The sequence below is a fragment of the Bacteroides sp. OM05-12 genome (assembly GCF_003438995.1).
Taxonomy (GTDB): Bacteria; Bacteroidota; Bacteroidia; order Bacteroidales; family Bacteroidaceae; genus Bacteroides.
In genome coordinates this window covers 47122-70477 of the sequence record NZ_QSUN01000018.1, presented here as the reverse complement: position 1 = coordinate 70477, position 23356 = coordinate 47122, and the positions used below count along the sequence as shown (strand labels likewise).

General features: G+C 39.5%; 23 protein-coding genes, 1 tRNA gene and 2 pseudogenes. 24 read left to right on the top strand and 2 right to left on the bottom strand.

What is annotated here, in order from left to right; translation table 11 throughout:
- Window positions 1–589: 589 nt before the first annotated feature.
- Complete coding sequence (gene pnp / locus DXB63_RS13100) at window positions 590–2728, bottom strand: polyribonucleotide nucleotidyltransferase (protein WP_122126870.1); 2139 nt, start codon at window positions 2726–2728, stop codon at window positions 590–592.
- Between the two features lie 218 nt (window positions 2729–2946).
- Between pnp and DXB63_RS13095 the strand changes: the two genes are divergently transcribed.
- From DXB63_RS13095 to DXB63_RS13085, 3 genes are all read left to right on the top strand, one after another.
- Window positions 2947–4098, top strand: a complete 1152-nt coding sequence (locus DXB63_RS13095; protein WP_122126860.1) for a TlpA disulfide reductase family protein — start codon at window positions 2947–2949, stop codon at window positions 4096–4098.
- A gap of 218 nt (window positions 4099–4316) precedes the next feature.
- On the top strand, window positions 4317–4781 hold the full coding sequence (gene greA, locus DXB63_RS13090; RefSeq protein WP_122126859.1) for a transcription elongation factor GreA: 465 nt from the start codon (window positions 4317–4319) through the stop codon (window positions 4779–4781).
- A gap of 55 nt (window positions 4782–4836) precedes the next feature.
- The gene (locus tag DXB63_RS13085) at window positions 4837–5238 is read left to right on the top strand and encodes an HIT family protein (protein WP_122126858.1); all 402 of its coding nucleotides are present in this window, start codon (window positions 4837–4839) and stop codon (window positions 5236–5238) included.
- Window positions 5239–5294: 56 nt separating this feature from the next.
- Here DXB63_RS13085 and DXB63_RS13080 read toward each other — a convergent pair whose 3' ends face one another.
- Window positions 5295–6377: a mannose-1-phosphate guanylyltransferase gene (locus DXB63_RS13080; RefSeq protein ID WP_122126857.1), complete on the bottom strand. Its 1083-nt coding sequence runs from the start codon at window positions 6375–6377 to the stop codon at window positions 5295–5297.
- A 158-nt stretch (window positions 6378–6535) separates the two neighbouring features.
- Here DXB63_RS13080 and DXB63_RS13075 point away from each other — a divergent pair.
- The 21 genes and pseudogenes from DXB63_RS13075 to DXB63_RS12975 all read left to right on the top strand — a co-directional run bounded on the left by DXB63_RS13075 (window position 6536) and on the right by DXB63_RS12975 (window position 23282).
- A tRNA-Leu gene (locus DXB63_RS13075) sits at window positions 6536–6619 on the top strand.
- 82 nt (window positions 6620–6701) lie between these two features.
- Window positions 6702–6921: pseudogene (locus DXB63_RS13070) on the top strand (cell filamentation protein Fic); the annotation flags it as partial.
- An 82-nt stretch (window positions 6922–7003) separates the two neighbouring features.
- Window positions 7004–7333: a helix-turn-helix transcriptional regulator gene (locus DXB63_RS13065; protein ID WP_122126856.1), complete on the top strand. Its 330-nt coding sequence runs from the start codon at window positions 7004–7006 to the stop codon at window positions 7331–7333.
- Between the two features lie 70 nt (window positions 7334–7403).
- A complete protein-coding gene (locus DXB63_RS13060) occupies window positions 7404–7634 on the top strand; it encodes a thioredoxin family protein (protein ID WP_122126855.1) in 231 nt (76 codons plus the stop codon).
- A gap of 11 nt (window positions 7635–7645) precedes the next feature.
- Entirely contained in the window at window positions 7646–8050 is a 405-nt protein-coding gene (locus tag DXB63_RS13055; protein WP_122126854.1) for a nitrophenyl compound nitroreductase subunit ArsF family protein, read from the top strand.
- Window positions 8051–8057: 7 nt separating this feature from the next.
- A complete protein-coding gene (locus DXB63_RS13050) occupies window positions 8058–8771 on the top strand; it encodes an aromatic aminobenezylarsenical efflux permease ArsG family transporter (RefSeq protein WP_122126853.1) in 714 nt (237 codons plus the stop codon).
- A complete protein-coding gene (locus tag DXB63_RS13045; RefSeq protein ID WP_122126852.1) occupies window positions 8768–9736 on the top strand; it encodes a permease in 969 nt (322 codons plus the stop codon). Before DXB63_RS13050 ends, DXB63_RS13045 begins: the two co-directional genes overlap by 4 nt.
- A 1036-nt stretch (window positions 9737–10772) precedes the next feature.
- A complete protein-coding gene (locus DXB63_RS13040; RefSeq protein WP_122126851.1) occupies window positions 10773–11459 on the top strand; it encodes an energy transducer TonB in 687 nt (228 codons plus the stop codon).
- Between the two features lie 190 nt (window positions 11460–11649).
- Window positions 11650–12351, top strand: coding sequence for a hypothetical protein (locus DXB63_RS13035; protein ID WP_122126850.1), 702 nt, complete (start codon window positions 11650–11652; stop codon window positions 12349–12351).
- 45 nt (window positions 12352–12396) lie between these two features.
- Window positions 12397–12960 carry a cob(I)yrinic acid a,c-diamide adenosyltransferase gene (locus tag DXB63_RS13030; protein ID WP_122126849.1) on the top strand — a complete coding sequence of 188 codons (564 nt, stop codon included), beginning with the start codon at window positions 12397–12399 and terminating at the stop codon, window positions 12958–12960.
- Between the two features lie 71 nt (window positions 12961–13031).
- On the top strand, window positions 13032–13253 hold the full coding sequence (locus tag DXB63_RS13025; protein WP_002558131.1) for a DUF2795 domain-containing protein: 222 nt from the start codon (window positions 13032–13034) through the stop codon (window positions 13251–13253).
- A gap of 201 nt (window positions 13254–13454) precedes the next feature.
- Window positions 13455–14813, top strand: a complete 1359-nt coding sequence (locus DXB63_RS13020; RefSeq protein ID WP_122126848.1) for a site-specific integrase — start codon at window positions 13455–13457, stop codon at window positions 14811–14813.
- 54 nt (window positions 14814–14867) lie between these two features.
- A complete protein-coding gene (locus DXB63_RS13015; protein ID WP_118318180.1) occupies window positions 14868–15536 on the top strand; it encodes a hypothetical protein in 669 nt (222 codons plus the stop codon).
- A gap of 228 nt (window positions 15537–15764) precedes the next feature.
- Window positions 15765–16094, top strand: a complete 330-nt coding sequence (locus DXB63_RS13010) for a helix-turn-helix domain-containing protein (RefSeq protein ID WP_118318178.1) — start codon at window positions 15765–15767, stop codon at window positions 16092–16094.
- Window positions 16087–17586 carry a DUF3987 domain-containing protein gene (locus DXB63_RS13005; protein ID WP_122126847.1) on the top strand — a complete coding sequence of 500 codons (1500 nt, stop codon included), beginning with the start codon at window positions 16087–16089 and terminating at the stop codon, window positions 17584–17586. Before DXB63_RS13010 ends, DXB63_RS13005 begins: the two co-directional genes overlap by 8 nt.
- Complete coding sequence (locus DXB63_RS13000) at window positions 17579–18595, top strand: DUF6371 domain-containing protein (protein WP_122126846.1); 1017 nt, start codon at window positions 17579–17581, stop codon at window positions 18593–18595. The genes DXB63_RS13005 and DXB63_RS13000 overlap by 8 nt, the downstream gene beginning before the upstream one ends.
- 148 nt (window positions 18596–18743) lie before the next feature.
- Window positions 18744–20285 (top strand): MobV family relaxase, encoded by a 1542-nt coding sequence (gene mobV / locus DXB63_RS12995; RefSeq protein ID WP_122126845.1) that lies wholly within the window; start codon window positions 18744–18746, stop codon window positions 20283–20285.
- A 135-nt stretch (window positions 20286–20420) separates the two neighbouring features.
- Entirely contained in the window at window positions 20421–21233 is an 813-nt protein-coding gene (locus DXB63_RS12990; protein ID WP_122126844.1) for an AraC family transcriptional regulator, read from the top strand.
- A gap of 123 nt (window positions 21234–21356) precedes the next feature.
- Entirely contained in the window at window positions 21357–22187 is an 831-nt protein-coding gene (locus tag DXB63_RS12985; RefSeq protein WP_122126843.1) for a carboxymuconolactone decarboxylase family protein, read from the top strand.
- Window position 22188: 1 nt separating this feature from the next.
- Window positions 22189–22744 (top strand): annotated as a pseudogene (locus DXB63_RS12980) (flavodoxin).
- A 4-nt stretch (window positions 22745–22748) separates the two neighbouring features.
- Window positions 22749–23282 carry a DapH/DapD/GlmU-related protein gene (locus tag DXB63_RS12975; protein WP_122126842.1) on the top strand — a complete coding sequence of 178 codons (534 nt, stop codon included), beginning with the start codon at window positions 22749–22751 and terminating at the stop codon, window positions 23280–23282.
- Window positions 23283–23356 lie beyond the last annotated feature (74 nt).

Below are 23356 nucleotides of genomic sequence, written 5' to 3'. Positions count from 1 at the left end.
ATGTATTCGCAAAGATTTTTTTCTTATATCTTTGTCTTGTGTTAAGTTTATGAATTGATTAAAGTCGATTTGTGACTAAGTTTGGTCGGGAAGTATGGGGGTACTTCCCGACTCCTTATTTCGGAGGGTATGAATGGCATACTAAATTTTCTTATTTCTCATGGCGCGTATTTGGTTTAAAAATGTATATAAAGATATATTTCTTTATCTATAGTAATAGAGTTTTTCTTTTCATTGATGATATAAATTGATCTTATGATTTTGGTACACTTAAAATATGCGAACTCTGTTCTGCTCTTTAGATTTGCCGGTGTGTTTTAGTCTTGTGTTTAGTGTATATGTGAAAATTGATGAAAGATAGAGATAAACTTGTTTCAACCTGCCTACTCCACAAAACATAGAGAATGTTCTAGGATTGTACACGTCTTTTCTCTTTCGTTCATTTTTTTTGCTGGTATAAATTAAGGCAAATCATTAACTTAAGAACAAAGTAAATTAATATTTTTGGATTAAACAACTATTGTAATGGAAAAAGCTCCGGTATGAAATGTATCATACCGGAGCTCTTATTTAAAGTAAAACAGAATGCTTATTTTTCTTTATCAACTTTTGGAGGGCGAGGAAGTAAAGCTTTTCTTGATAATTTGAATTTTCCGGTTTTGGGATCAATGTCCATTAATTTAACATCAATTTCATCCCCTTCTTTAATTCCGGCTTCTTCTACCGTTTCCAAACGTTTCCAGTCTATTTCAGAGATGTGAAGTAATCCGTCTTTTCCTGGGAGGAATTCAATGAATGCACCATAAGGCATGATAGAACGTACTTTCCCTTTATAGACTTCTCCAACTTCAGGAATTGCAACAATACCTTTGATTAAGTTCATCGCTTTCTCAATAGATGCCTTGTTGGTACCTGAGACTTCGATTCTTCCGGCTCCATCGATTTCCTCAATCGTGATAGTGGCTCCGGTTTCTTCCTGCATTCCTTGTATAATTTTTCCACCCGGACCTATAATCGCTCCGATAAACTCTTTAGGAATAGTCATTGTTTCAATGCGTGGAGCATGATCTTTCAGTTCGGCACGCGGCTCTGCAATACAATCGGTAATCTTGCCTAAAATATGCATACGGCCTTCTTTAGCTTGATTCAAAGCTTTCTCCAGAATATCAAATGATAAACCGTCTACTTTAATATCCATTTGTGTTGCGGTAATACCATCTTCTGTTCCGGTTACTTTGAAATCCATATCTCCTAAATGGTCTTCATCACCCAAAATGTCAGATAGTACAGCATATTTATCTTCTCCTGCATTTTTTATTAATCCCATTGCGATACCTGAAACCGGTTTCTTAATCTTAACTCCGGCATCCATCAATGCAAGTGTTCCTGCACATACGGTAGCCATTGAAGATGAACCATTTGATTCAAGAATATCAGAAACTACGCGAACCACGTATGGGTAATCTTCCGGAATCATATTTTTTAATGCCCGACAAGCAAGATTTCCGTGTCCTATTTCACGACGACCTACACCGCGTTGTGCTTTTGCTTCACCTGTTGAGAATGGAGGGAAGTTATAGTGTAGTAGAAAACGTTCTTTGCTTTGGTTCAAAACGTCATCAATCGTTTTCTCATCTAGTTTCGTTCCTAGAGTAACAGAGGTTAAAGACTGAGTCTCACCACGAGTGAAGATCGCAGAACCGTGAGGTCCCGGAAGATAATCTATTTCACACCATATTGGGCGGATTTCTGTAGTTTTACGGCCGTCGAGTCGCTTACCCTCATCAAGAATACAACGACGCATTGCCTCTTTTTCTACATCATGATAGTAACGGTCTATTAGTGCCCCTTTCTCCTCCAGTTCTTCTTCTGTAAATTGTGCTTTAAACTCATCACGGATGGCATCAAATGCATCTTGACGAGCATGTTTGTCTTTATTTCCGGCCTCTGCAATAGCATATGCTTTAGCATAACATGCTTCGTGCACAGCTTTGCGAAGTTCTTCGTCATTTTCTTCGTGGCAATATTCACGTTTGGCGGTTTTTCCAACCATTTCCGTCAATTCTATTTGTGCTTTGCAATGAACTTTTATTGCTTCATGAGCCACTTTCATTGCATCTAATAAATCTTTTTCGGATACTTCTTTCATTTCGCCTTCTACCATCATGATGTTTTCATAGGTAGCGGCAACCATAATATCCATATCTGCTTTTTCTAATTGGGAGAAAGTCGGGTTAATGACAAATTTACCATCAATACGGGCGACACGAACTTCAGAAATCGGTCCACCAAAAGGAATATCAGAAACTGCAAGTGCTGCAGATGCTGCCAATCCGGCAAGAGCATCCGGCATATCTTCACCATCAGCAGAGAATAAAATAATATTTACGTAAACTTCGGCGTGATAGTTATCTGGGAAAAGAGGACGAAGGGCACGGTCTACCAAGCGGCAAGTTAAAATCTCATAATCGGAAGCTCTTCCTTCTCTTTTAGTAAAGCCTCCGGGAAAACGGCCGTATGCCGCATATTTCTCTTTGTACTCTACCTGTAATGGCATAAAATCTGTTCCGGGAACTGCATCTTTAGCGGCACAAACAGTAGCAAGCAACATGGTGTTTCCCATGCGTAGCATCACAGATCCGTCTGCCTGTTTTGCCAACTTTCCCGTTTCGAGCGTGATGGTTCTTCCATCTCCTAACTCGATCGTCTTAACAATTGGGTTAATCATAAAAATTGTTTTATCTATATTTTCTTTCAAAATTCCTGCAAAGATACATAATAATCTGTCTAAGCTAGTGGAAATGAGCTAAAAAGTTTTTGTGAATTTAATTTTTTTTGATTTTATACGAATAAGATAAGGCTTTAATGCTTTGACTAATGATGAAAAGAAGTATCTTTGCACCGATGTTTCATGTTTAAAGGAAGGAACAAAATAATATTTTGCCTATGAAAAAAAGTGATTTTTATTTTATAATACTTTTTGCCTTATGTCTTTTTTCATGTAATAGTGAGCAGAAATTCAATGTGACAGGAACTGTGGCGGACAGTGAGGGGAGAACTATTTATTTGGAAGCTTCGAGTATAGAGGGTATTGTGCCTTTAGATTCTATGAAATTGAAAAAAGACGGAACTTTTAAGTTTAGCTATAAACGTCCTGAATCTCCTGAGTTTTATCGTCTGAGAATAGAAGATAAGGTGATTAATTTTTCTGTGGATTCGACTGAATCGATTGAAATAACGGCTTTATACAGAGATTTTCCTGTTAGTTATGTTATTGCAGGATCAGAAAATAGTGCTAAAATTAAAGAACTCTCTTTGCTTCAGATTGCTTTGCAGAAGAAAGTGGATGCATTGGTAGAAGCATCAGAAAAAGGAAGAATTAATGCGGGAGCTTTTGAAGATAGTTTGCGCTCTGTGATTCAATCTTATAAAGATACGGTGAGAATCAATTATATTTTCGCTGCTCCTAATAAGGCTTTTGCTTATTATGCGCTGTTTCAGGAAGTAAACGGATTTATGATTTTTGATCCGTTTAGTAATAAAGACGATATTAAATGTTTTGCTGCTGTAGCTACGAGTCTTAATAATTTCTATCCGCATGCAGACCGTTCGAAAAATCTATATAATATGGTAATAAAGGGGATGAAGAATACGCGTATGCCGAAGCAAAAAACGATGGAAGTACCGCAAATTAATGAGTCTGGTATTATTGATATAGATTTAAAAGATATGAGGGGGGTAGACCGCAAACTGAGTGATTTGAAAGGGAAAGTTGTATTGCTTGACTTTACGGCTTATCAGACTGCTGTATCTGTTTCTCATAACTTTATGTTGCGTGAATTATATGATAAGTATGCAAGTCAGGGCCTAGAGATTTATCAGGTTTCATTTGATACAGATGAGCATTTTTGGAAGACCTCTGCGGATAATCTTCCCTGGATATGTGTGCGTGATCCGAATGGTGTTTATTCATCTGCTGCCGCGGTTTATAATGTACAGAAGTTACCGACTTATTTTCTTGTGAATCGAAATAATGAATTGAGTGCACGTGATGAAAATATTAAAAATCTAGAAGAAACGATTAAAAAAATGTTATAGAGTGTGTTGGTAGGGCATTTTGTTAATTTGTTATGTTACATAGCATCATTTTATCCTTGACACATATTAATTAAAAGCTTATATTTGCACAAAATATTGAGAAAGAGGGTTCCAACATGAATTGTGTTGGAATTCTTTTTTATTTATATAATAGTAGTAGAAGGCATGTTTATGGCATGCCTATATTTTATCATTAAAAATAAAAGGAGGAATTGAACATGGCTTATATGTCAGAAGAAGGCTACAAAAAACTTTTGGAAGAACTGAAAGAGCTGGAAACGGTGCAGCGTCCGAAAATTTCGGCGGCTATTGCGGAGGCACGTGACAAAGGTGATTTGTCGGAAAACGCAGAGTATGATGCAGCAAAAGAAGCTCAGGGCATGTTGGAGATGAGAATCAATAAGTTGAAAACTGTGATTGCCGATGCCAAGATAATTGACGAGTCAAAACTTAGTACGGATTCAGTGCAGATATTGAATAAGGTGGAGCTGAAGAATGTGAAGAATGGTATGAAGATGACATATACCATTGTTTCGGAAAGTGAGGCTAATCTGAAAGAAGGTAAAATTTCTGTTAGTACTCCAATAGCGCAGGGGCTGCTTGGCAAAAAGGTTGGAGATATAGCAGAAATACAGGTTCCGCAAGGTAAAATTAGTTTGGAAGTTGTGAATATTTCGTTCTAGAACAATCTGAAGCAAACTCATTTATGGGTTTGCTTTATTTATAATCTATAAAACTATGGCAACAATATTCAGTAAAATTATAGCAGGAGAAATTCCAAGCTATAAAATAGCAGAGAATGAAAAGTTTTATGCATTTCTTGATATTAATCCATTGGTAAAGGGACATACGTTGGTAGTACCTAAACAAGAAGTTGATTATATCTATGATTTATCTGATGAGGATTTAGCGCAAATGCATGTCTTTGCAAAGACTGTTGCGAAAGCAATAGAGAAAGTGATTCCATGTAAACGTATAGGAGTCGCTGTTATGGGTTTGGAAGTGCCTCATGCGCATATTCATCTTATTCCTATTAATAGCGAATCGGATATGATTATATCCAATCCTAAACTGAAACTTTCTGATGAAGAGTTTAAATCAATTGCTAATTTGGTTTTTGATGCTTGGAAGTCTAAATAATTTCTATTCCTTTTTATATATATGAATGAGGGACCTTAAAAGTCCCTCTTTTTTATCTAGATAAATTCTTCTCCTAGTTTAATTTGTGCATCATTCACAAATTTTCGGATAGCATTTTCTTCATCTTTTTTGCATATGAGCAATATATTGTCTGATTCTGCAATAAGATATCCCTCTAAACCTTGTAAAACTGCCAATTTGTTTTGTGGGAGGATAATAATATTGTTATTACAGTTATATAATAAAGAGTGTCCTTTTAGAACAGCATTTTCTTCTTTATCTTTTGGGTATACATCATAAAGGGAACTCCATGTTCCTAGATCTGACCATCCGAAGTCTCCTAAAAGGACGAAGACATTATCAGCTCTTTCCATAATGCCTAAATCAATTGATACATTGGGGCATGACGGAAAATTCTCATTGATGAATTTTTCTTCAAGTACTGTTCCATAAATATCTTTGCCTGGTCCTAGTTTGGTGCTTAACTCAGGTATAAAATGGTCGAATGCTTTTAGAATAGTATTGACGTTCCAGATGAATAATCCGGAATTCCAATAGAATTCTCCGCTTTCTACGAAAACTTTGGCTAACTCTAACTCAGGTTTTTCTGTGAATGTTTTGACTTTATAGAAGTCATCTTTACGTTCTTCGTCAATTTGTATATATCCATATCTTGTTTCCGGTCTATTTGGCTTAATTCCTAATGTCACTAATTTATTATTCTGTGAGGCGAAATCTAAGCTATGTGAAATCGCACTTAAAAAATCGTTTTCTTTTAAGATTAGGTGATCGGATGGAGTCACTACAATATTTGCTTCAGGATCAATAGCCTGTATATGGTAGGATGCCCATGCAATGCAAGGGGCTGTGTTTCGCCGCGTTGGCTCTAGTAAGATTTGACCGGGATTAAGTTCGGGCAATTGTTCTTTTATTAATTCTGCATATAAGGCATTTGTAACAATAAAGATGTTTTCTAAGGGTAAAATTTTGTGGAAACGGTCAAAAGTCTGTTGAAGTAGCGTACGTCCAGTTCCAAAAAAGTCTAAGAATTGTTTAGGAAGGCTTTTTCTGCTAACAGGCCAAAAACGACTGCCGATTCCTCCTCCCATGATTACGCAGTAATTATGATTTTTATTCATAATGAAATGTTTTGAAAGTTTTGTGCTAAGGTACATTTTATTTTATGAAAACGAAAAGCTATAACTTAGGTTTTATCTTTTTTATTATTTTTTTTTGAGAATGCTTGTCGGTTAAGAAAAAAAACGTATCTTTGCACCGCAATTGAAAAGTCAATTATGCCCAGATGGCGGAATCGGTAGACGCGCTGGTCTCAAACACCAGTGGATTCACTTCCATCCCGGTTCGACCCCGGGTCTGGGTACGAAAAGATGAAGATAAACCCTTGTAAATAAAAAGTTTACAAGGGTTTTCTGTTTTTCTACTGAAACTAGCTGAAACATTGTTTGTTGATGAACTATATCCAATTCTGCTATTACCTTTTTCCAATGAAAATCTTTAAAGAAGATAGAGCTGATTATATTCTTTATTTTGCGACAATCGCAAGATGATGAGGTAAATCAACCGTTTTTGGATTTCATGGTAGTGCAGCTAAAGAAATCACTTGCATTAGAAATTGAGAAATTCAATATTTCTCGTAAGAAAGGCTTTGATTTCATGTTTTAGAAATTCTACTAATTAGAAAAAACTCTTAATTCTTTTGTATTGTATTTCTATTGTTCGTATATTTGCGAACAATATTCAAGATATGGAAGAAAAGAAAGACTATACAGCTATACAGGAACAGTTGGCACGCTTTGCAAAAGCGTTGGGACACCCTGCTCGAATTGCCATTATGCACTTTCTGGCAAAGCAAGAAACTTGTTATTTTGGTGATATTCATGAAGAGCTTCCCATTGCTAAAGCGACAGTATCTCAACATCTGAAAGAACTAAAAGATGCAGGACTTATACAAGGTGAAGTCGAAACTCCCAAGGTAAAGTATTGTATCAATCGTGAAAACTGGAAACTGGCTCGTGAACTTTTTAAGGAGTTCTTCGGTCAGAGTATATGTAAGTCAAGGGAATGTTGTGAGTGACAGCCCTTTTTTTTGAGATTAATGTTCGTTGTTTTGCGAATTACGTTTAACTAAATAAAATAATAGAATTATGGAAATTAAAGTTTTAGGCACAGGTTGTGCAGGTTGTAAAGCATTGTATCAGACAGTAGAACAAACAGTCAAAGAATTAGGCTTGACTGCTGAAATCATCAAAGAAGAAGATTTGATGAAGATAATGGAATATAATGTAATGACGCTTCCGGCTCTTGTTGTGGACGGGAAAGTAGTAGCAAAAGGAAAAGTATCAGCACAAGAAATAAAAGCAATACTAACCAAATAAAAGATATTACGATGAAACGATTTTTATTCTTTTCCCTGATTTGTTTGTTTTCTGTTTTAGGGATGGCGCAATCTCAAACAGATAAGTATGTGGAAGTTCTTTATTTTCATGGTAAACAGCGTTGTGTGACTTGTAAAGCTATTGAAAAGTACACTAGAGAGGTCGTTTATACAGATTTTGCAGAATTGGTAAAGAGTGGAAAAGTACGTTTTAAGGAAGTGGATATTTCAACTTCCGAAGGCGAAAAATTGGCAAATAAGTATCGTGTGAGTTGGTCTTCTCTTTACGTAAATGGGTGGAAGAATGGCAAGGAAGAACGTAACGATATGACACAATTCAGTTTTCAGAATGCAAGAAATAAAACAGACCTGTTTAAGAAAGAGGTGAAAAAGAAAATAAATCAGCTACTGAAATAACTGCTTTATGGAATATCTACAAACCTTGTTGGATAACAGCGAAATTCCTGTTATCACAGCGTTTCTGCTGGGTTTGCTGACTGCTATAAGCCCTTGCCCATTAGCTACTAATATCACAGCTATCGGATTTATCAGTAAAGATATAGACAATCGTAGGCAAATCTTTAAGAATGGCATTTTATACACATTAGGGCGTGTGCTGGCTTATTCTGTTTTAGGAGTAATACTTATAATGATACTCCGAAAAGGTGCAGATATGTTTTCTATCCAAAAAGGAATTAGCCGGTGGGGAGAATTATTGCTTGCTCCTGTTTTAATTTTGATAGGCTTGTTTATGCTGTTCGGAGATAGATTGCATCTTCCAAAATTCGGTTTCTCTGCTACTGAAAAAACAGAGAAGTTGAAGGGGGGATGGGGTAGTTTGCTATTGGGAATACTGTTTGCTATGGCATTTTGCCCTACTAGTGGATTATTTTATTTCGGTATGCTTATTCCTATGTCTGCTCTTGAAAGTGAAGGATATTTGTTACCTGTTGTTTTTGCTTTGGCAACGGGGCTTCCAGTTATGCTTGTTGCTTGGGTTTTGGCTTACGGTGTTGCAGGGATAGGTAAGTTCTACAATAGAGTGCAAATCTTTCAGAAGTGGTTTAATCGTATGGTAGCGATACTATTTATTTTAATAGGTGTTTATTATGGATTTCTTAATTTAGGTATAATATGATACAGAGATTTGCAGACTGGTTGGTATATGACATCTTTGGTTTGGATGCGTCCACAGCTTTAGGTGAAGCTATAAATTTCTTCTTTTATGATACGATAAAGATTTTGATATTGCTATTCTTTATCAGTGTAATAATGGGTGTTATAAATGCTTATTTCCCGATAGAACGTTTACGTAATTACTTAACTTCCCGCAAGTTATACGGGTTACAATATTTTCTTGCTGCTCTATTCGGAGCTATTACTCCATTTTGTTCTTGCTCATCCATACCTTTGTTTATCGGGTTTGTGAAAGGCGGCATTCCTTTAGGAGTTACTTTTGCTTATTTGATAACTTCTCCTTTGGTGAATGAAGTTGCTGTTGCGATGTTTATAGGAACTTTTGGGGTACGTATCACAGTCATATATGTGATTAGTGGCATTTTGTTAGGCATGATAGGTGGATTTATTTTAGGCAAAATGAAGTTAGAGCCTTATTTGAGTGACTGGGTGAAGCAGATACAGCAGCATTCGTCATCCGATTCGGATGTGTGGAAAAAAGAAAACACCCCCTTTATTAAACGTTTGCCGATAATCACTCAAGAAGCATGGGGTATTGTCAAAGGAGTACTTTTGTATATCATTATAGGTATCGGCATAGGGGCATTCATGCATGGTTATGTACCGGAAGGATTTTTCGAGCAATATATGTCTAAGGATAATTGGTTTGCCGTTCCTTTTTCCGTTATTTTAGCTGTACCAATGTATGCTAATGCTGCTGGAATAGTTCCCATTATTGAGGTATTTGTGGCAAAAGGTATTCCTATCGGAACAGCTATTGCCTTCATGATGGCAGTTGTGGGCTTATCATTGCCCGAAGCTACGTTGTTGAAAAAAGTAATGACGTGGAAGTTGATAGGAATTTTTTTCGGCTTGGTGACGCTATTCATCGTTATATTAGGTTACTTGTATAATGTTATATTGTGATAAATATAGATAGAACAGCAGGGTTTGGAATGCTGATTTGTCCTGATATACGTTGACTATAATATTCCAATTGTTATGGCAAATATAGTGTATAAACATATAAAAAAAACAAGTCTACCCTGAGGATATTCGTAAATCGGTTCTTTAAAAATCATGAATCTTTCTATTTTGGTTCGGCTTTTTATTGTCGTTGATATGCTATTCGACATACGGTCGATTGTTTGCAAACGATAGGAGTTTGTAATCAATCGACCGTATGTTTGTCTTCAAACTACCTGATGTTTTTTTATCAACCTTATGATTTTAAAAAAAACATCAAGATAAATTTTCACAGACTCCACCGATAATTTTATCAATTAGTAGGTAAAAACAAGTTATCTCCACTTATCCTTCAATCCTTCAGTTAATAAATTTATCTCTGATTATTAATATATTATCCTGAACCTTTCTCAGAAAAAAGATTCAGCTGATGAACTGAGCCTGAAATCTGCTGAATGATTCCGTCTTTCAGGATAACTCATTCAGTATCAATATAAAATAGACAAGCTGAAGGATGAAGCTTATAAGTAATGGTTGGTTTGTGACTATACAAAGAATGAGATCTTCATCGTTTGTGATTGCAATACACAGGCTTTAGCATAAGTTTTTTATCAATAGGCCTGATTCTCTAGTATCAAGATCTGTGCTTCTCAATAAATAGTGGGTGAATCTAATAAACTCCTATTGTTTATAGACAATCGACGGTACCTATTATCATTTTGGCTAAGAGATATTTATGATAATATTATAAAATATAGGTAAAATATTAAGTTAATAAAATGTGGCATAAATCGTTGGACTGTAAAATAAAGGCAAAATACTTCCGGATTGTTTAAAAAATGATATTCAAATGAATAACATGTTTGTATTTATTCTATATTTATTATCAAAAGAGAGGCGTATTTGAGTATTTCTTAACTTTTTGTTTCGCATTAATCGTGGGCTCTTAACTTGAGAATAGTCATCTTTTAATTATAACAACTTAAAGTTTAGTATTATGGAAGTAAAGAAATCAAAGAAAGCGGAAATTGAAAGTAACCGTACTACATGGTTACTTATTGGTTTCATCAGTGTGCTTGCGTGTATGTTTGTGGCATTCGAATGGAATCAACGTGATATGAAAATTAGCTCGATACAGGGGCCGGAAGATCCTATATTTGTTGAGGAATTGATTCCTATTACCTTTAATGAAGAAAAACCGTTGCCACCTCCGCCACCAACTGTCACTCCTGCCGAAATTTTGCAAATTGTAGATAATGAGGCTGATGTAGTAGAAACATCTGTTCAGGGAACCGAAGAAAATCACGAAGCCGTAGCCATCAAGGAAGTTGCGAAGCCGATGGAAGAAGAAGTGGATGATATGGATGCGGATTTTTTTATTATTGTAGAAGAGATGCCGTCTTTTCCTGGCGGCCAGAAAGCTTTAATGGAATTTATGGGGAAAAATATAAAGTATCCGACTGTTTCGCAGGAAACCGGTGTTCAAGGAAAGGTGATTGTTCAGTTTGTTGTGGATAAAGATGGTTCGATTATTAATCCGACTGTAGTAAGAAGCATTGATCCTTATTTGGATAAAGAGGCATTAAGGGTAATCAAATCGATGCCGAAGTGGAAACCGGGTATGCAAAGAGGAAAGGCTGTACGTGTAAAATATACTGTTCCCGTAACGTTTAAGCTACAGTAATTGATTTGTTATATAATAAATAGATGTTGATTCTCTAAAAAACATTTGTTGTCCTGAATGGAGGAAGATTTTGGCGTACTTAGTCTTTGTTTCGTTTAGGACAACTCTTTTTTTTTATTTATTCTATTTTGATTCGGTAAATGCTTTTTTCCATACCTTTGTGATAAGTTAGTTCGAAATAATAAGAATAATGAATAAGGTTACTCCTTTGACGCGAGCGTGGGTATGGTGTAAGAGATTTCGTAATCGTTGTGGTTACGGAGTTCATTCTCCTTTTGCTTTTAACTTGATTACATGGGTTATTTATGAGAAATATCCTTTTTATGCCTATGATCGATTGAAGAAGATCCGGAAAGAGTTGAAATGTACAACTTATAAAAACTCGTTAAATACAGAAAAAGTAGATAAGTTACTTTTTCGTTTGGTAAATGAGATGCAACCAAAGTTTATTTTAGAAGTCGGAACCCAATCCGGTTTATCTACTCTTTATATGGCATCTGCAAATACAAAAGCAGATGTTATAACTTTTGATATTCAGCAAAATGAGGGACCTTTTTCTGGAAAGTTTTTCGCGCCTTATCATAAAATAATATCTTTGTCAGGTGATGTTGAAGGTTTGGTAACATCCTATATTAATACTGTGTCTCAGATTGACTTTGTTCATTTCAATCGAAGAAGACCTGAACCTAAGATTTATGAACAATTGTTCTCTAAGACTCATACAGACTCGCTTTTTGTCATAGAAGGAATTCATGATTCGAAATGTATGCAAGAGTGGTGGAGCGAATTGGTTAAAGATGAACATACGGGAATAACTTTTGATTTATATGACCTCGGATTAATCTTTTATGATAAAACAAAGATAAAACAGCATTATATCGTCAACTTTTAATTATATTTGTGTGTTGACTGAAAGTCTAATCAAACAAATATAACCATGAAAAAAAGTGGAGTCTATACAAAAACAGGTGATAAAGGGACTACGAGCTTAGTTGGAGGTACAAGAGTTGCTAAAACTCACATTCGTTTAAACGCATATGGTACGGTTGACGAATTGAATGCACATTTAGGCTTATTGCTGACTTATTTAAATGAAGAGCATGATAGAGAACTGCTTTTGCAAGTACAAAATAAATTATTTTCAGTTGGTTCCTATTTAGCCACGGATCAATCTACGACTACCCTTAATTGCGCCAGTATTATTTCTGTAGATGATATAACCGTTTTAGAGAATGCGATTGATACGATGGATGAATTGTTGCCTCCGCTCAGGGCATTTGTTATTCCAGGTGGAGCACGTGGGGCTGCCGTTTGTCATATTTGCCGAACAGTTTGCCGACGAGCCGAACGTTGTGTTTTGTCTTTGAAAGACACTTGTGTTATTGATGAAAATGTATTGGCCTACATTAATCGTCTGTCTGATTATTTATTTGTTTTATCCCGTAAAATCAATTTGTGTGAAAATTGTGATGAAATATTTTGGAATAAAAGTTGCAAGTGAAATTATTTGTTTTACTTTTGCGGGAAAATAGAGATATAAGAAATTAGTAATTACAATTAATAAGAGAAGCTATGTATTGGACATTGGAATTAGCATCAAAACTAGAAGATGCTCCTTGGCCTGCTACCAAGGATGAGCTTATTGATTATGCAATGCGTTCAGGTGCACCTTTGGAGGTTATTGAAAATCTTCAGGAAATGGAAGATGAAGGTGAAATATATGAGAGCATAGAAGATATCTGGCCTGATTATCCTAGCAAAGAAGATTTCTTCTTCAACGAGGAAGAGTATTGATGGTCTTTTAGCAGGTTAAATAATTAAATATCAGCGCGACGAACAATGAATATTTGTTTGTCGCGCTGGTATTTTATGGTATTGGATAGTGTGGTTTGTTTGTCTAAATTGCGATTTTTCTTCTCAAAATCGGAGTTTGTTTGCCTAAAATTCCATATCTTTGTTTCTCCTCAGGAATATTGGTAAAAGGAGGAAAAAAGTATGGGAAGACCGAAAAGAATATATCCGTTAGGCAAATATCGCCTTCGTGCTCCAAAGGATGCCGAAAAAGACAAGACTTATCCTGTCGAGTTGGAATATACTTGGAACAGGCAGATAATCCGTAAGACAACGAATGTCTTTGTCAAGGTTGCGGACTGGAACCAGAACGGCAATCAGGGACGTGGCGAGATTCGTGTAAGTCACGGCAATGAGGCCAAACGGCTGAATCAGCTTCTGCTGGCTCGTGTTGAACGGATCGATAGTCTGCTTGCGGAGTACAACGAAAAGCATCCAAATCAAATAACGGTAGATGTCATTTCCGGCTTTCTTGCAGACAAGCCTCTTGCCCGACGCGACCAGGGAAAAGATTTCGTGGAGTTCACATTGGAACGCCTCGCTTCTGATTATTCGAGAAACAGAATCGGAAGAAGTCGGTATGAGAACGGAAAGAGTTGCATGAATATATTCCAGACCTTTTTGAGAGCGACCAAACAAGGGACTTACCGTCCGGATTCTATTTTTGTCGGTGATATGACTCCTGAGCTTTTGGACAGTTATATAGAATGGCGCAGGGAAATCAAGCAGAACAGCGATGCAACCATCAATCATTCTTTGACACCTATCCTGAAAGCCTGTGCGTATGCCTGTGAAATGAACATCATGGAGCCGGCTATAAATGCGAGGATTCAAGATATGCGTATAGTTACCAAAGTTTCTTTGTCGGAGGAGGAAAACGAATTTGACGGAAAAAGTTTGACTAAAGAACAGATGCTGGCCTTGCTGGAGTATTACAGGACTTGTATGGAACCTCGAAGGAAAGAGTTTTTAGAAATGTTTTTCTTCGCATTTCACGCTTGCGGACTCCGTGTGGTGGATGTGATGACTTTGCAGTGGAAACACATTGACTTTGCAAGAAACGAGCTACGAAAGGTTATGATCAAGACAAACAAACGCCATGTGATACCACTTACTGAACCTGCCCTGCACATCTTGCAGCAATGGCAGGAAAAACGTGAAGGGTGTAAATATGTATTCAATCTTGTGAAGGAATCTCTGGATTTGGATGATGCGGAGGCACTTTATAAGGCCCGCAACAATGCGACCAAATGTATCAACCAATCACTGGCTGTCGTTGGTGAACAAATCGGCTTGCCTTTCAGCCTTTCGATGCATGTGGCCCGACATTCGTTTGCCGTCTTTGCTTTGAACAAAGGCTTGTCGATGTCTGTAGTCAGCCGATTGCTCGGTCATGGCAGTACGGATGTAACGGAGAAAGTCTATGCCCGTTTCTTGCCGGAAACCTTGTCTGCTGAAGTAGCCCGGCTGAAAGAAGAGTTCACTCCGCTTGAAATAATCTGATTTTCAGAATTTATAATAATGAATAATTAGTTTTTTGTACAATTAGAAATACTTATGCTACAAATAATATTCTTGGTTATAGGTCTTTGTATTATCGTTCTTGCTTTGTCCTTTGCTTTCAAAAGATATGCAAGGTTGATTCTTTGGTCAAGTGCTATTACCCTATTTGCTGGTACGTTGTTGCTTGTCGGAATCGGTGTGATAAATCCGATTGATGGAGACAATACCGGTTCTGCAACGTTTTGGGGTACTATCATAACATTGATTTCAGGCGCAGCTCTCGCCTTTTGCGCTGAAATGATGAAAGAGGGAAATAAGGGAAAGATAAATAAAAATGGTAACATTGTAACTCCAGTTTCGGAGGAACAGACAGCAGATATTGACGCTTCTGTTGTTTTGTCGGGGACATTGAATACGGAACTCGCAAAGAAAGTTTTCGGCAAAGCCATTGAAGCCGGTTATATGGAAGAACACGGTTCCCATTATAAATGGAAAGAATCAAAAGTGCTTTTAGCATATATGTGTGGTCGGATTTATTGTGGAGACTATCCGGAGCGTCTTAAAATGGAAACTAAGACCTATTGGAAATTCGGAATGGAGCTTTTCCCTGATGCCGAATTATGTACTCTTTTTGATACTTCAGACATAGGGCAGTCCCGTCAAAACAGAAAAGACCTGACTGTGCCGAAAAATTTTCAGAAAATCGACATTTTTTTTGAGTAGCCAAACGGCTGCTCTTTTTATTTATAATCAGATGGTTAAGCGCGTATCCTAATATTAGTCTAACATTAGGAATAACCTGTTATATAATCTATGCTAACTTCTTAGGTTCTAAGGACTCTCTACCTTCGCCACTGTCGTGAGACGATGTGCACAGTCGTGTCATGGCAAGATAACCCGGCTTAAAGTCCGAGTGTGCATAAGGATTGGAAAGCCATAATATGATTTACTATGGCAAAGAAATTACAGGTAGAGACTATATGTGAAAGAGAATTGTTAGAAAAGATTCTCCGCATAGTAGAACGACAAGAAAAACTGCCATCTGCAAATAAGGTGGCGGCGAATTGTCTGTATGACAACAAATCCTTGATGGCAAAATTGGGTATCAAGGAGAAATATCTGAAGAAATTACGGGACAACGGCTACCTCGGCTATTCCCGTGAAGGTGATAAGTATTGGTATACTCAGGAGGATGTGGACCGCTTTCTAAGGCGTTTCCATTATGAAGCCTTTGCAGTCGGGGATGTTTTACCGGAACAGGGAGGAGACTATCATGTATGATAATCTGCATCTGACAAATATGCTCCGTTCTGAGGTTGAGCATATTCCAGAAACGGGACTTCCGTTGGATGTTTTCCCCGACAAAATACAGGAGATTATCTTGAATCTTGCCAGATACGAAAATTTTAATGTAGAATATACAGCTTCTATTATCCTTTCTGCTGTTGCTACTGCAATAGGTAACTCTTGCCATATCCGTATAAAGGGCGAGTGGAAAACTTGCCCTTCCCTTTATATGATGTTGGTCGGTCGTCCTGGGCTTGGGAAGACTCCTCCTCTCGGTTTTATATATAAGCCGATTAATGAGTATGATGACCGGTTGCATGAGAAATATAACGAGGAATGTGATGAATATGAAAGAGCCATGTCCGTAGGCAAGCACGGAAATGAAGTGGAAGGGCAGTTGCTCAAGAAACCGAATTTTGTAACTACTGTCATTTATGATTCTACTCCTGAGGCGATGATGAATATTCATCAGTATAATCAACGTGGGATAACATTGGTTGTCGATGAAATTTTGGCTTTGTTCAATTCGGTTAAAAGGTACAATAGCAAGAACAACCTCATTGAAGATTTGCTGACAGCTTATAGCGGACAGCCGTTAAAGGTTATCCGCAAGTCCGAATCACGTCCTATTCTAATCAAGAACCCATGTATAAATGTCATAGGTTCGGTACAGACAAATATGCTGCAGGAAGTCTTCCGTACAGAATTTCTTGCCAATGGATTGCTTGACCGCTTTCTGTTTGTCTATCCCAAAAACAGAAAAATATCCGGATGGAGACGGGAAGAAAGAAATACAGTCCGTCCTGATATTATGAATCAATGGAGAACAATAATCAACAGAGTCTTCAGTATCCCTTGTATTCTTGATGAGAAAGGCATGACGGTAAATCCCCGTATTCTAACAATGTCCGATGATGCGGAGGAATGCTTTTACGAATGGTATAATGGAATTATCGATGCTGTAAATGCTATTGAGGATGATGCTGATGTGGAAAGCCGTAAAATGAAACTCAACGGGCATGTCGCACGCCTTGCACTATTGTTCCAGATAATGAAATGGGCAACTGATGATGACGATATGCAGTATATCGAACAGGATTCTGTAAGGTCGGCAATCCGTATGATTGATTATTACGAAGAAACATACAGGAGGATTCAGGAAGCCATTGTCATAAACAGTATAGGTGAAACGAAGGAATCTTGGCTTTCCCTGTTGGGAGAGACATTTACTTCTGGGGATGCTGTTGTTGCAGGTAGAAAAGTTGATATGTCCAGACGTACTGTTTATTATGCGCTTGACCAGCTGTGCCGGCTTCAACATCCCCTTATAGCCAAACTCCAGCATGGAGTCTATCGTAAACTTGTAGCAGAAAACACTGATGCACCTTGCACTTTTGCACTTTCCTTTGGTAAGGATGCCATGCTATCCTCTCGAAGTGCAAAAGTGCAAAGTGCAACGACAGAAAACTCCGGGAATCATGAGTGAATACAGATTTCATTTGCAGAAATACAGATTCGGAAGCAAGATTACTTGTCCGAGTTGTGGTAAAAGCCGATGTTTTGTCAGGTATATTGATGAACAAGGTAGTATTACCTTTCCTGGTAATGTCGGGAAGTGTGACCATGAGAACAGTTGCGGGTATCACTATACACCTAAAGAATACTTCAAGAATAATCCTAATATATTGAGAATGACTGAGAGTATAGGCAAATCATTCCAGTCCATCATTTATAAGCCGGTAGACAAGAATCCAGTTTCATATGTCCCTTCTTCCTATGTCGAAAGGAGTCAATCGCATTATTCGATTAACCCTTTGTTCCAATATTTCTGCCGAGTGTTTGGCGAAGATGAGACAAGCAGGCTGTTTGGAATGTATCGCATAGGAACATCCGCAAAATGGGGAGGCTCTGCAGTTTTCTGGCAGATGGATATAAATGGACTGGTAAGAACCGGTAAGGTGATGTGTTATAATGCAGAAACAGGGCATCGGGTTAAGGAGCCTCAGGCATTTGTCGGATGGGCTCATTCTGAGTTGAAATTGCAGGATTTCCATTTGAAGCAATGCCTGTTTGGAGAACATCTTTTGAAGAACTCTACTTCTCCGGTAATGCTGGTCGAAAGTGAAAAGACTGCTGTTGTCATGAGTCATTTTATATCCGATTATATATGGCTGGCGACTGGTGGCAAGAACGGTTGTTTCAACAGCGATGCGATGCAGGTTCTTAAAGACAGGGAAGTAACACTCATCCCTGATTTAGGAGCAACTGAACAATGGAAAGAAAAGTCTGCTTTGTTGTCGGGAATTTGCAAAAAGGTCATTGTCTCCAATGTATTGGAATGTACATCTGATGAAGAACAACGCAGCCAAGGATTGGACATTGCGGACTTCTTTCTCTTTTCACCATCCAAGCGGCAGATACTCCAGCAAATGATTCAGCGCAATCCTATCCTACAAACCCTGATTGATGAACTCGGCCTGGAACTTATTGAATAACGGAGGAACTTGTTCCGGGAATTTATAGAAAGTCCATAACACAATAAGGACTTTTTGCCTGGCAGCAATAAAGTCCGGTCATTGCTCGGTTGAGTGAACTGGCATAGGAGCAAGCTCCAATAATAAAAATATATATTGAGAGGACATTATGAATACAGACATAAAACAGGCCATGCATGTCGAGGCTGTAAAATCATTCGGCACGGCAGAGACCAACGAAAACGAACGGCGTTGGAACGAGGAGAAGATTGACAGGAAGAATCAGGATCCAACCAACCACTACGACAAGACCAGAATGAAACTGAATTTCGAGATTGGCCCTGACGGGAAAATCCATCCGTTGGGCTATCAGGAGAAGCCGCTCGAAGTCCGTTTGCAGGAACGGTTGTCCGCTTTGGATTGGAAGCCATTCAAACCGGACAGCAAGATCCAGCCGAACTGTTGCGCTAAATTTGTTTTCGGCGGCAACCATGACAGGACACTTGAGATGGCATTCGGAGACCAGACCGCCAACATGGAGAAAGACGCAGACAACAGTCATCTATATAGGTGCAAGGAAATTGAACATTGGGCGAAGGACATCTATGACTGGTGCGCCAACAGATACGGGCAGGAAAACATTGTCGGGTTTCAGGTACACCTTGACGAGAGCAGCCCGCATATCCATGCCCTGATTGTTCCGGTCGGCATCCGTCCCAAAAGCGGACGCGAGTGTGTGATGTGGTCGGCAAAGTTTGGGAAAGACCGGTTTGAATATGGTCGTATATTGAAAGAGATGCACACTTCCCTGTATGAAGATGTCGGTAGTAAATATGGTCTTGAACGTGGGGACAGTATTGATGGGCGTAATGTGCAACATTTGCATAAGCGCGATTATATCCGCAAACTGACCAAAGAGGCAAAACAGGCTGAAAAGGCTGTCAAGGGACTCCAAACCATGATACGGAAACTGGAATCGCAGATATTCAAGTATCAATCTCAACTGGAAGAAATTGACAAGTCTTTGGCTTCCGGCAAAATGGCTCTTAGGGAATATGAATCCTGGAAGGCCGAGATACAGAAGCAGATTTCTGAATATCAGTCCAAACTTGAAGACAAGGCTGGCAAACTTCATGTAAAGGAGCAGGAATTGGATAGGCTGACCAGAGATGCGACAAATATCCGTTCAGTTATCCAGCCGTTCCGCAATCACAAGGTCGATTTCACACCACCGCAAATTACAGAGAAAGTGCCTTTGTTCGGTACTGACAAGTGGGTGGAGCGTCAGAACCAGCATATTGCAAAACGATTCACCGAGATTGTCCGCAAAATAGAATCCCTATACAGAAATGATGCGGCACGGCAAGTCGAAGCATCCCAGCGCAATGTGCTGGCGGATTATGGCGAGTTTTATCAACTGAAAAGAGAGAACCAATCTCTTTCCGACATCAATCAAGAATTGGAATCCGAACTGAATACGTTGCTCGAACAGTTGGCTGTACCATCGGTTCGCAACCTGATTTTTGTCGTTGCCGATGCACTTATCGGAGGGCAACCAGTACCAATTTCCTCCGGTGGGGGTGACTCTACTTCCGATTTGTCTTGGGATGGTCGAAGTCCTGATGAGGAGGAAGAAGCCTATCGACGCAGATGTTTACTTCATGCTTTACGGGTGGTAAAAACGGTAAGAAATAGATATATGAGGAGATAGTTATACTTCATTTTGGTGTGATGTAGGTGCAAAAATCGAAGGATAAAAGATTATTCTTAGATGCTAAAATGAGCTTTACAACAAACATCGACTGAAAATAATGCGCTATTTTTGCAAAAATAAAAAGCTAAGAATATGGAAAAACTTGATGTATTCGATTGCTCGAATGTGCTTATAGCAAGTTATTTTACTGACGACCGGGGATGTGCCCACGAAAATCGGGAACATACGCTTATTTATCTGTGTTCCGGAGAATTGGAAATCGAGGAACGTGGAAAGAAAACGGTTTTGCATCCGGGGGATTGCGCTTTCATGCGACGTGACAACAGGATGTGGTTACAGAAACACGTAAAGGATGGGGAACCCTATCGCTCTATCACGTTGAAATTTTCAAGGACTTTTCTTCGGGAGTTTTATCAAACACTTAACCGCCAAGAGATTCCTGCTGATTCAAAGCGTGAAAAGGTGAGTCTGCGTGTGTTGCCGAACAACCGGCCGGATATCCGCTCTCTGTTCGAGTCGGTCGTTCCTTATTTCGATGCCGGGGAGAGACCTTCGGAAGATATTCTGAAATTGAAGATGATCGAAGGTGTCTATGTCCTGCTCAACACGGACAGGAACCTTTACGCTTCGCTGTTCGATTTCGTCGAACCTTGGAAAGTAGACATCCTCGACTACCTGAACGAGAACTACATGTGCGACCTGTCGATGGAAGAAATCGCAAGCTACACAGGGCGCAGCTTGGCCACGTTCAAACGTGATTTTGCCAAAGTGAGCGACCTGACACCCCAGAAATGGATCATCAAACGGCGCCTCGAAGCAGCTCATGACTTAATCAAGTCGGGGAAAAAGAAAGTTACGGAAGCCTGCTTCGACGTAGGTTTCAAGAATCTGTCGCATTTCTCCAAAATATACAAGGAGGCATACGGGGCAGCTCCATCTTGGTGAAATGAACCTCCTGACAAATAAATTTGAGCCTTACAGCAAAATCGTTGCAAGGCTCGTTTCGTATTTTTGCATTCGGGAATCGAATGCCGATCTCCATAAAAAGTAGAATTAAAATCAAACGGTATGAAAACAAAAGTAACTTCATTGGTTTTATTATTAACTTTAATATTTCCAATCATGGCAAGATCACAAGTCAAAATCAAGCAAACAGCCGGACGTGACGCGCTCGGCGAGTTCGCACCCGAGTTCGCGCACCTCAATGACGACATCCTTTTCGGGGAGGTGTGGAGTCGCAATGACCTCCTTTCGCTCCGCGACCGCTCCATCGTAACGGTGGTCGCCCTCATGTCGCAGGGACTGACCGACTCTTCGTTCAAGTATCACCTCGAATCGGCAAAGAAAAACGGAGTAACCAAAACCGAAATGGCCGAAATCCTTACCCACGCCGCTTTTTATGCGGGCTGGCCCAAGGCATGGGCAGCTTTTCGTATGGCAAAAGAGGTTTGGACTGAAAATGCCGATAGTACCGCAGTCGGTTCGCTCGAAGAATATGCACAAACCATCATTTTTCCGGTTGGCAAGCCGAATGATGCCTATGCCAAGTATTTCATCGGACAAAGCTATGTTGCGCCCGTGGTGACAGCTGGCGTGCCTGTCGTAAATGTCACTTTTGAGCCGGGTTGCCGCAACAACTGGCATGTACACCACGCCACGAAAGGCGGCGGGCAGACGCTCGTATGCGTGGGAGGTCGCGGTTATTATCAGGAATGGGGAAAAGAAGCGGTCGAATTGCGACCCGGCGATGCCATCCACATTCCGGCCGGCGTGAAACACTGGCACGGAGCTGCACCTGACAGTTGGTTTTCCCACCTTGCCATAGAGGTTCCCGGCGAGAATAGCAACAACGAATGGCTTGAGCCTGTAAGTGATAAAGAATATTCAAAATTAAAATAAGATGAAACATATAATATTGATAATTATGAGCCTTATCGGTTTCAGCGGCGCAGCAACAAGTCACGGACACCAATGTGTCATCGGACAAGAAAATTCTTGTCGCCTATTTCTCCTGTACCGGAACAACTGAAAAAGTAGCGGATGCCATTGCCAAAGCAACCGGCGGTAAACTTTACCGGATAACTCCCGCTAAAGCCTACACATCGGCCGACCTCGATTGGAACAACAAGAAAAGCCGAAGCTCGGTTGAAATGACGACCGAAAACTCACGACCGGAATTGGGTGGAGAATCTGTTGCACCGAAAGATTACGACGTGATATTCGTGGGGTATCCTATCTGGTGGGACTTATGCCCGCGTCCGGTCAATACGTTCCTCGAAAAATACGACTTCTCCGGTAAAACCGTCATTCCGTTCGCCACTTCCGGCGGAAGTTCGATAACGGGCAGTGTAAAACAACTCAAAAAACTCTACCCGAAAATCGTGTGGAAAGAGGGTCGGCTGCTTAACGGAGGTGTAAAGCAAGCCGGAGAATGGGCGAAACAGGCAAGCAAGTAAGTTTATGGAAGAATTGAGAATCGACTGCCGGAATCAAACGGCAGAGGAACTGGCAAAAGCAAAGGAGTTGCGGCAAAATATCTTCCGGTTGAACCATACGATGCCGGATACCGAAGAGTATGATGAACTGCTGCATAAGGTGTTCTCGAATCTCGGCGAGGGATGTCGCATCGAGACTCCGTTTTCGGGTGTCCGGACTGCCAACGTGAAATTCGGGAGCAATGTAATCATCATGCCCGGTTGTCTGATGATGTCGGCAGGAGGAATTACTATCGACGATGACGTCCAAATAGCCGCAAATGTTCAACTTATCTCCAATAACCACGATTTGGAAAATAGGTCGGTAATTACCTGCAAGCCTGTACATATCTGCCGGCGGGCGTGGATCGGAGCCGGAGCGACCATTCTTCCGGGTGTTACCGTCGGTGAGAATGCGGTGGTCGGAGCCGACAGTGTCGTTACGCACGATGTAGAGCCTGACACTATTGTTGCCGGAAATCCCGCCAGAGTGATCAGGCATATAAACCCCAGCATGTAATTTTAACGGAGTGAACTTCCCAACAAAGTATTTTGAGCCTCGCAGCAAAGACGCTGCGGGGCTCTCTTTTTAAC

What these genes read in the sequence shown, in the direction of transcription:
- pnp (WP_122126870.1), bottom strand. Translation starts at nt 2,728, where the DNA reads ATGATTAACCCAATTGTTAAGACGATCGAGTTAGGAGATGGAAGAACC.
- DXB63_RS13095 (WP_122126860.1), top strand. Translation starts at nt 2,947, where the DNA reads ATGAAAAAAAGTGATTTTTATTTTATAATACTTTTTGCCTTATGTCTT.
- greA (WP_122126859.1), top strand. Translation starts at nt 4,317, where the DNA reads ATGGCTTATATGTCAGAAGAAGGCTACAAAAAACTTTTGGAAGAACTG.
- DXB63_RS13085 (WP_122126858.1), top strand. Translation starts at nt 4,837, where the DNA reads ATGGCAACAATATTCAGTAAAATTATAGCAGGAGAAATTCCAAGCTAT.
- DXB63_RS13080 (WP_122126857.1), bottom strand. Translation starts at nt 6,377, where the DNA reads ATGAATAAAAATCATAATTACTGCGTAATCATGGGAGGAGGAATCGGC.
- DXB63_RS13065 (WP_122126856.1), top strand. Translation starts at nt 7,004, where the DNA reads ATGGAAGAAAAGAAAGACTATACAGCTATACAGGAACAGTTGGCACGC.
- DXB63_RS13060 (WP_122126855.1), top strand. Translation starts at nt 7,404, where the DNA reads ATGGAAATTAAAGTTTTAGGCACAGGTTGTGCAGGTTGTAAAGCATTG.
- DXB63_RS13055 (WP_122126854.1), top strand. Translation starts at nt 7,646, where the DNA reads ATGAAACGATTTTTATTCTTTTCCCTGATTTGTTTGTTTTCTGTTTTA.
- DXB63_RS13050 (WP_122126853.1), top strand. Translation starts at nt 8,058, where the DNA reads ATGGAATATCTACAAACCTTGTTGGATAACAGCGAAATTCCTGTTATC.
- DXB63_RS13045 (WP_122126852.1), top strand. Translation starts at nt 8,768, where the DNA reads ATGATACAGAGATTTGCAGACTGGTTGGTATATGACATCTTTGGTTTG.
- DXB63_RS13040 (WP_122126851.1), top strand. Translation starts at nt 10,773, where the DNA reads ATGGAAGTAAAGAAATCAAAGAAAGCGGAAATTGAAAGTAACCGTACT.
- DXB63_RS13035 (WP_122126850.1), top strand. Translation starts at nt 11,650, where the DNA reads ATGAATAAGGTTACTCCTTTGACGCGAGCGTGGGTATGGTGTAAGAGA.
- DXB63_RS13030 (WP_122126849.1), top strand. Translation starts at nt 12,397, where the DNA reads ATGAAAAAAAGTGGAGTCTATACAAAAACAGGTGATAAAGGGACTACG.
- DXB63_RS13025 (WP_002558131.1), top strand. Translation starts at nt 13,032, where the DNA reads ATGTATTGGACATTGGAATTAGCATCAAAACTAGAAGATGCTCCTTGG.
- DXB63_RS13020 (WP_122126848.1), top strand. Translation starts at nt 13,455, where the DNA reads ATGGGAAGACCGAAAAGAATATATCCGTTAGGCAAATATCGCCTTCGT.
- DXB63_RS13015 (WP_118318180.1), top strand. Translation starts at nt 14,868, where the DNA reads ATGCTACAAATAATATTCTTGGTTATAGGTCTTTGTATTATCGTTCTT.
- DXB63_RS13010 (WP_118318178.1), top strand. Translation starts at nt 15,765, where the DNA reads ATGGCAAAGAAATTACAGGTAGAGACTATATGTGAAAGAGAATTGTTA.
- DXB63_RS13005 (WP_122126847.1), top strand. Translation starts at nt 16,087, where the DNA reads ATGTATGATAATCTGCATCTGACAAATATGCTCCGTTCTGAGGTTGAG.
- DXB63_RS13000 (WP_122126846.1), top strand. Translation starts at nt 17,579, where the DNA reads ATGAGTGAATACAGATTTCATTTGCAGAAATACAGATTCGGAAGCAAG.
- mobV (WP_122126845.1), top strand. Translation starts at nt 18,744, where the DNA reads ATGAATACAGACATAAAACAGGCCATGCATGTCGAGGCTGTAAAATCA.
- DXB63_RS12990 (WP_122126844.1), top strand. Translation starts at nt 20,421, where the DNA reads ATGGAAAAACTTGATGTATTCGATTGCTCGAATGTGCTTATAGCAAGT.
- DXB63_RS12985 (WP_122126843.1), top strand. Translation starts at nt 21,357, where the DNA reads ATGAAAACAAAAGTAACTTCATTGGTTTTATTATTAACTTTAATATTT.
- DXB63_RS12975 (WP_122126842.1), top strand. Translation starts at nt 22,749, where the DNA reads ATGGAAGAATTGAGAATCGACTGCCGGAATCAAACGGCAGAGGAACTG.